Annotated in this window: 7 protein-coding genes; all 7 read left to right on the top strand. The window is 44.9% G+C overall.

Annotated features, from left to right (window positions below):
- Positions 1 to 181 (top strand): hypothetical protein (locus EDM21_RS25135; RefSeq protein WP_235918322.1); only part of this gene is annotated, 181 nt, incomplete at its 5' end.
- A gap of 350 nt (positions 182 to 531) precedes the next feature.
- Entirely contained in the window at positions 532 to 1119 is a 588-nt protein-coding gene (locus EDM21_RS21970) for a hypothetical protein (RefSeq protein WP_157338579.1), read from the top strand.
- A 599-nt stretch (positions 1120 to 1718) separates the two neighbouring features.
- Entirely contained in the window at positions 1719 to 1877 is a 159-nt protein-coding gene (locus tag EDM21_RS21965; RefSeq protein WP_157338578.1) for an aspartyl-phosphate phosphatase Spo0E family protein, read from the top strand.
- Positions 1878 to 2074: 197 nt separating this feature from the next.
- Entirely contained in the window at positions 2075 to 2908 is an 834-nt protein-coding gene (locus EDM21_RS21960) for an ArdC family protein (RefSeq protein ID WP_157338577.1), read from the top strand.
- A gap of 109 nt (positions 2909 to 3017) precedes the next feature.
- A complete protein-coding gene (locus EDM21_RS21955; RefSeq protein ID WP_157338576.1) occupies positions 3018 to 3413 on the top strand; it encodes a hypothetical protein in 396 nt (131 codons plus the stop codon).
- Positions 3414 to 3462: 49 nt separating this feature from the next.
- Positions 3463 to 3768: a hypothetical protein gene (locus EDM21_RS21950; RefSeq protein WP_157338575.1), complete on the top strand. Its 306-nt coding sequence runs from the start codon at positions 3463 to 3465 to the stop codon at positions 3766 to 3768.
- Between the two features lie 462 nt (positions 3769 to 4230).
- Positions 4231 to 6609, top strand: a complete 2379-nt coding sequence (locus EDM21_RS21945) for a type IA DNA topoisomerase (RefSeq protein WP_157338574.1) — start codon at positions 4231 to 4233, stop codon at positions 6607 to 6609.
- The last annotated feature ends 171 nt before the right edge of the window (positions 6610 to 6780 follow it).

The raw sequence follows: 6780 nt of genomic DNA, 5'->3' as shown, positions 1-6780 counted from the left end.
AGCCACCTGGCTTTGGAGAACCGGTGGCTCAAAACAGAAACTTACTGCATTTTTGAGTTTTTTATTTCTCCAAACAAGACAAACTCCTGAGTTCCATTCGGAACAAAGGAGTTTGTCTGCAATCTGGTTGACTGATATTATCAGTCAAATTGAGTCAGGGAAATTCGATACATCTCAGTAAAAAAAGAAGTGCATGACATGCACAATGAAATTGCCCTTTATCCAGGGCTTTTTTATTTGAGATAAATTTGTCTTGGAAAGGTTCGCTTCCTCCGGAAGCGTTCCATTGTCCTACCTATCAAATCCTTTCTTTGCCTTTGCACCTCCAACTTACCACGCCACGCCTTTACTCATGCAAGTCCGCTATCGCTCCGCTGTCGCGGTGGACGGAGAGAATTCGCTGAAGAGATCCGGCGGCCGGATTATTCGCCCGGCCACTCGAACCTTATTCAATGTCCAGACTTGCATGAACGGCGCTTACGTGGTGCGTTTACGGTGCAAAGGAAACTAAAAAAGAGGAGCTGGTAACTCATGAAATTCACTTATCAAGATTTTATCGCTTTCGCCCGTGCTTTCGAGGAACAAAACTGTTTCGATTTCTGTGAAAATGAAGTTCGGCAGGCGGATCGAGAAGAATGGCTATTTTTTTATGATGCTACTTTTCGTGACGAAAGTAATTATAAAACGAATGTTTGCATTCAGTTCAACGAATTATCGGGTGAAATAGGTTGGGATATTGGGGGAGGATGGGATGATGCTATTAGAGAGATCGAGATCCTTTATCAGCAATTATTCGGAAAGCGTCTCGGTTATCAATTAGTTGAGAGAGGGGAAGATGCTGATCGTGTTTACTCTGTGCTGAAGACAATTATGGAAGGTATCCATAAAGCTGAGAATGGATTAATTCCGTTTGCTGCTGTGTTCAACGGTCTTCGGATCCGTGATTGTTTGCCGGAGCACACGGTTTTAGGTTCTACATGGCACATTAGTGAAATTCGAGATAAATTCCCAACGGGGACTACGGATAAGGAGTTGTTTTCAGAACTTAGAAACATTAACGGTAGATTAACCGATGCAGCTATCTCTTCAGGCAGAGAAGTAATCGAAAAGGCACTTTAAAATGGACTGGCTGGGTACTCCCGGCCTTTTTCTATCCCTTATTTGATTGTGGCAAAAGAAATTTTCTTACAGACGGGTGACCGTTGCTTCTGGCAACCAGGAGCTTTTAGAAATTTTTTGGCTCCCCCAGTTCGTTCAGTCGGGAGGGCCAAGCGAACGACCGGGACTAACCTGGGCAAAATCATCCCAGGCAAGTCTCGGTACGTTCCATTGGACCTCTTTTCCTCCTTTGCGTTCCGATGTAAAAAAAAAGATCAAGTAAGGTTAGAACCGGCAACCGCCGGTTCTTTTTTATTTGTTCGCTTTTTCGCCTTTTCCCTCCGCATGTTAACAAGAGCAACGGCACTAAGAAAAAAACGCGCTGGGACCCCGACCCAACACGTTTTTTTCTAAGTGCCGTAGCCGGCTCGTCAAGGGGCAAAAAACTTTTTTCTTCCAAGTAGAAGTTCCAATCGGAAGAAAAAAGTTTTTGTGCTGATCCCTTGACGATCCGTCTATGCTCTTGTTCACAAGCTTCGCCATGAAAAGGCGAAAAAACGCCCTTTCGGGACACAATGCCATGCGGATTGAAAAGTCAAAAAAGCATGAGGGGTGATTGTATGAAAGATGATCTTTTAAGGCAAATCGAAGATGAAAGGCAACAAATGAATGCGCTGGCCAATCTGCACGGCCCGGCCGCGCCGCAGGTGCTTGAACAATCACAAAAGCTGGATGTTCTGCTAAATGCCTACTACACAGAGGAGCGTTTAAACGCATGACCCCGGCTTCTGTCTTCCTATACCAGCGCTTCAGGCGTACAGTTCTTGATCATTACGGACCCTGCTTTTTGCACAACCACTCTTTTACTTCCAGAAGAATATTAAAAGGCCGAGTTGCTTGTTGGGAGCAATTCGGCCGGGGCGAAGATTTTGGAGCCTTCGCCCCTCTACTATAACACATCAAGGAGAGGGTATATATGAGCGAAAAAATTTATGACATGATTACGAACCGGATGATTGCTCTTTTAGAGCAAGGCGTAGTTCCGTGGCGTAGACCCTGGGTAGTAGGCGGGGCTGTAAACTGGAAGACTCAAAAACCATATCGAGGTATCAATACGCTTTTGCTAGATCCGGGCGAGTATGCCTCATTCAAACAAGTAAATGAAGCCGGCGGAAGAGTTAAAAAAAATGAAAAAGGACACATTGTGGTTTTTTGGACCTGGTTAGAAAAAAAAGACGAGAAGACCGGGAAAATCGGGAAAATTCCATTTCTCCGTTACTATACAGTGTTCGAAATTAACAAACAGTGTGAGGGATTATCGAGCAAGCGAAGCGAGCAAACCTTCGAACATGATCCAATTGAGGAAGCCGAACGCATTTGTAACAGCTATCAAGACGGACCACCTGTACGCTTTGCTTCTGGACGGGCATTTTATCGGCCATCACAAGATTTTGTAAGCGTGCCGCCGTTGTGTGACTATACGAAGCCAGAGGAATACTATAGCACGCTTTTTCATGAACATGTCCATAGCACCGGCCATTCGAAGCGCTTAAACCGGCCGGGGATCACCGAATTTGGTGAATTTGGTGACGAGAATTACAGCAAGGAAGAACTTGTCGCCGAAATCGGCGCGGCAATGCTTTGCGGAATTGCCGGCATAGATAACAGCACGATGGAAAACAGTGCCGCCTATGTGGCCAGCTGGCTCCGAAAGCTTAAAGACGACAAACGATTGATTGTGCAAGCTGCTGGGCAAGCACAAAAAGCCGCAGATCATATACTTGGCGTGACCTTTGAAGATGTAGCGTAACCGGTGAGGATGCGCGGCCCCCAATCGGGGCCCCTTCCCCGATCGGGGGCGGTTTCCTCCAAATTATTGAATATGCCCTTTCAGGGCATCAGCCAAAGGAGAGGTTATTGTGACAACGAAGCAAAGACAAAATCAGGCAAGAAGAGCTCTTGAAAAAAGGTTGGATCGGATTTTTTCGAAAAGTGAACAAGATGAATTGGAATGGTTTTGCGATAGTGAAAATGATCGAGAATATATCTGGAAATTTATGAACCCGGCAGACGGACAGATTACTGAAATGGTTTACGGTTTCGTTTCTAAAACGGTAACCGTCTGCGGTACAGCGACCGTTGAATGCTGGGAAAATGCTTGGAACGAATACATATCCCGGTTGAAGCGACTGGAAGAATTAAAATCTGCTGGACGTTATGGGTATCAGCTGAGGATGCCCTATAAAGCACTGAATAATGCAATCCTTAGACTTCGGAAGCTTGACCCTGACTTTTGCAAAAGAAACGGGATTTAAAAAAATGGGGGCCGGAACAGCCGGCCCATAAACAAGGAGTGTAAGCATATTGGCCAATGATATCCGGGTTATATACCGAGCAACTGCTCGAAAGACCATTCTTGTAATCGGCAAATATACGAATAACGGGGCCAAAAAAGCTAAAGTCACGGTTATTCGCGACTACTTGGGAGAGCTAAGTAAAGGCGATTGCATCAAAGTACCGGTAGACCTATATTTACTTGCGGCCCGTGTTCATCCAAGCTACGTGAACGACTATATAGCTGCTGATCCCGATCGGATCGATCAGCTTATGCGAAAACTGTTAATTCAAGCACTTAATCGTAAAGTTGAACAGCTCTACCCATCCCAGTAACAATATTCCCAATCTATCCTAAAGGAGTTGCCTTCACATGTTAGATATACTGAACGCAATTTTTGGTGCTATCTTATTCATTTCTGCAATCGCTACCTATGTTTGGTGCTGGCAAGACGCAAGTAAAGAGGCTGCAGTACATTCATCTGCAAAGAAAAATATATGGACACCGGACTCTTCCCTTGAAGGAAGGATAGGCCATGTAAATCTACCAGCAGCTGCAGGAGACTGTTGGAGAGCAGGATGCCTAGCAAGTACGGCGGACCAAGCAGATCCGGAGCATTCAGGAAGCCTGGTCAATACTGGCCGAACGGCGCCAGACAATTAATCATTGGTTAATCTGTACAGATAAGGAGCATAGGTAGAATTGGTCATACCTGCATCCAATTTGTGCTATATCCGTAAGTATAAATTAAAACACTTCGTTGCTAGAGATTATCAAGTTGAGAGGAAGTATAGAATATGCAGGTAATTCTTGCTGAAAAACCCGATATGGCTCGTAATATTGCGGATGTTTTAGGGGTGAAAAAGGCGAACCGTGGATACATAGAACTTCAGAATGGCAATATTGTTACGTGGGCGATTGGACATCTTATTCGGCTACGCACCCCGGATTCGTACGAGGAATACAAAACTTGGAGCTTAAACACTTTACCCATTATTCCGGAGCCGATGCTGTCTGAAGTAGATCCTGATCGGAAGGATCAATTTCTTGTCATACGTGAATTGCTTAGCAAAGCTGACAGCTGTGTGATTGCGACAGATCCCGGCAGAGAAGGCGAGCATATAGGTCGAACGATTATCAGCGCATGCGGTTTCAAAGGGAATCTTTTGCGTCTATGGATTCAGGATTTAACTTCGGAGACGATAAAATCGGGTTTTCAACAGCTGCGAAGTGCGGCTGATTATGAAAATCTCGCGGCAGCTGCAAGAATACGGGCGGCCGCAGATTACTGGATCGGATTCACGGCGACTCGTTTTTTTAGCTTGGTCGCCCAAGAAGTATCGGGTGAGAAGGCGCTCTTGTCTGCAGGTCGTGTACAGACGCCTACCTTACGGATTGTTTATGATCGAGAAATGGCCATTGAAGGGTTTAAATCTCAAACGTTTTACCAGCTCTTAGGCACCTTTACTACGTCATCCGGAAATTACGAGGGGAAATGGTTTAGGTTTCAAGACGAAAAGATAAGTCGTTTGGATACTATAGAAGAAGCCGAGGCCCTACTGAAGAAAGTAGCCGGTCAACCGGGAACCGTTACTCACTTTGAGGAAAAACAGGTGAAGCGTTATGCACCACAACTGCTTGACTCTACATCGATCAAAAAGGCCGCGCGTAAACAATTGGGCTTTTCCATCGAGAAGACGGACAAAACCCTTCAAAGCATATATGACAAAGGTTTTTGCACATATCCGCGCACGGCAAGTGTGCATTTATCTTCAAATGCTGCCGATAAGCTGGCGAAAGATCTTGCCGCGATTCGCCTCAAAAGCAAATTCTTTAGTTTGTTTCCCAAAGATATTCATAGTCTGAAGGGAAAACCCCGGTTTGTTGATGATGAAAAAGCTGCAGAACACCATGCTATTGTTCCCACAGGGTTAGTTCCTGCCGAATTAACTGAGGATGAGGAGAAGCTTTACGAAATTATCCTGCGTGTGACGCTTGCAGCCCATCATCCGGAAGGAACGGACAGTGAAATTACAGCGATAACCACAATTGCAGATGAAACGTTTGAAACGAAGGCAGTCTCTATCCTGGAACAAGGTTGGCGGAAAATTTTGAAGCCCGAGTCAGAGGAAAAAGGAGCCGACGAAGTAGCTGCGAGCCTGCCAAACCTCCAGATTGGCCAGGTCGCAAGCGCACAAGACATGAGGCCGGTAATCGGAAAAACAACGCCTCCGAAGCGTTTAGCTGAGGATGAACTGATCGAGCAGATGGCGAAGGCCGGTCGAAAAATTGAGGATGATGAGGAACTGGCAGCTGTTCTTAAAGATTTAGGAATTGGCACTCCGGCGACCCGATCCACTATTGTCCAGGAATTAAAAAAACGGGAGTATATAGAGAGTAAAAAGAATTTGATTTACTTGACGGACAAGGGTCGGAATTTTATGAGCTTGATTCATGACCATCCTTTGGCCAGCATCGAGCTAACAGCAGAATTTGAGAAGAAACTCACTGAAGTTGCCGAAGGCCGGCGCTCTGCAGCTCAAACAAGGGAAGAGTTTAAATCATTTGTGCATCGAATTATGGGAACAAAGGATGAGCTTCAGCAGAAAATACGTGAACGGATGAAGGAAAAGTCCCTGTTTCAAAACATCGCGTTTATCGGCAAGTGTCCGGCCTGCAACAAGCCAGTCACCGAGAAGAAAGAGTTTTACGGCTGCAGTGGATTCAAAGAGGGCTGCAAAATCACGATCCCAAAAGAATATATGAAAATTAAGTTATCGGTAAAGCATGCAGCTGCTCTTTTGGAAGGTAAGGAGATCATGTTCCAGGGGATACAAGGTAAATTTGGGCCCTATAGCCTTATTCTGAAATTTGAGAATCAGAAAATTCAATCGCGAAAGCCTACTTTAGAAGAGTTGTCGCTGGGGAGTTGTCCTCTTTGTCAAAAAGGAGTTCGTGAAAATGAAAAATTTTACGGTTGCAGTGGGTACAAAGAAGGCTGTAAATTTACCCTACCAAAAACTTTTTTAGGTAAACCGATAACTTCAGCTCAGGTCCGGAAGCTCCTGAGAAACGGAAAAACGGATGTTATTAAGGGGTTCACGGCTAAAGATAAAACATTCGATTCGGCATTAGTCTATGACAAACAGGAAGGACGCCTCAAATTCGCTCGCTAAGACCTTTGTATAGTCATAAGTCATAGTGTTCGCTTAATGCTTTTAAAGACCATTACAGACCGTTTCTGTTCGTCTCATGAGATGTTGGATTGAAAACTACGAATAATCTTTTTCTTTTCTCTGTAGCTTTGCTCTAATCATGTTAAAATAAGGTATAGGGAAGAAAAAGAG

This window comes from Paenibacillus lutrae, from assembly GCF_009757775.1.
GTDB classification, from domain to species: domain Bacteria; phylum Bacillota; class Bacilli; order Paenibacillales; family NBRC-103111; genus Paenibacillus_F; species Paenibacillus_F lutrae.
Note: the sequence above shows the minus strand (reverse complement) of the source record. Positions and strands in the feature narration are given on the sequence as shown.

Coding starts and splice junctions, on each gene's coding strand:
- EDM21_RS21970 (WP_157338579.1), top strand. CDS start 532: ATGAAATTCACTTATCAAGATTTTATCGCTTTCGCCCGTGCTTTCGAG.
- EDM21_RS21960 (WP_157338577.1), top strand. CDS start 2,075: ATGAGCGAAAAAATTTATGACATGATTACGAACCGGATGATTGCTCTT.
- EDM21_RS21945 (WP_157338574.1), top strand. CDS start 4,231: ATGCAGGTAATTCTTGCTGAAAAACCCGATATGGCTCGTAATATTGCG.
- EDM21_RS21965 (WP_157338578.1), top strand. CDS start 1,719: ATGAAAGATGATCTTTTAAGGCAAATCGAAGATGAAAGGCAACAAATG.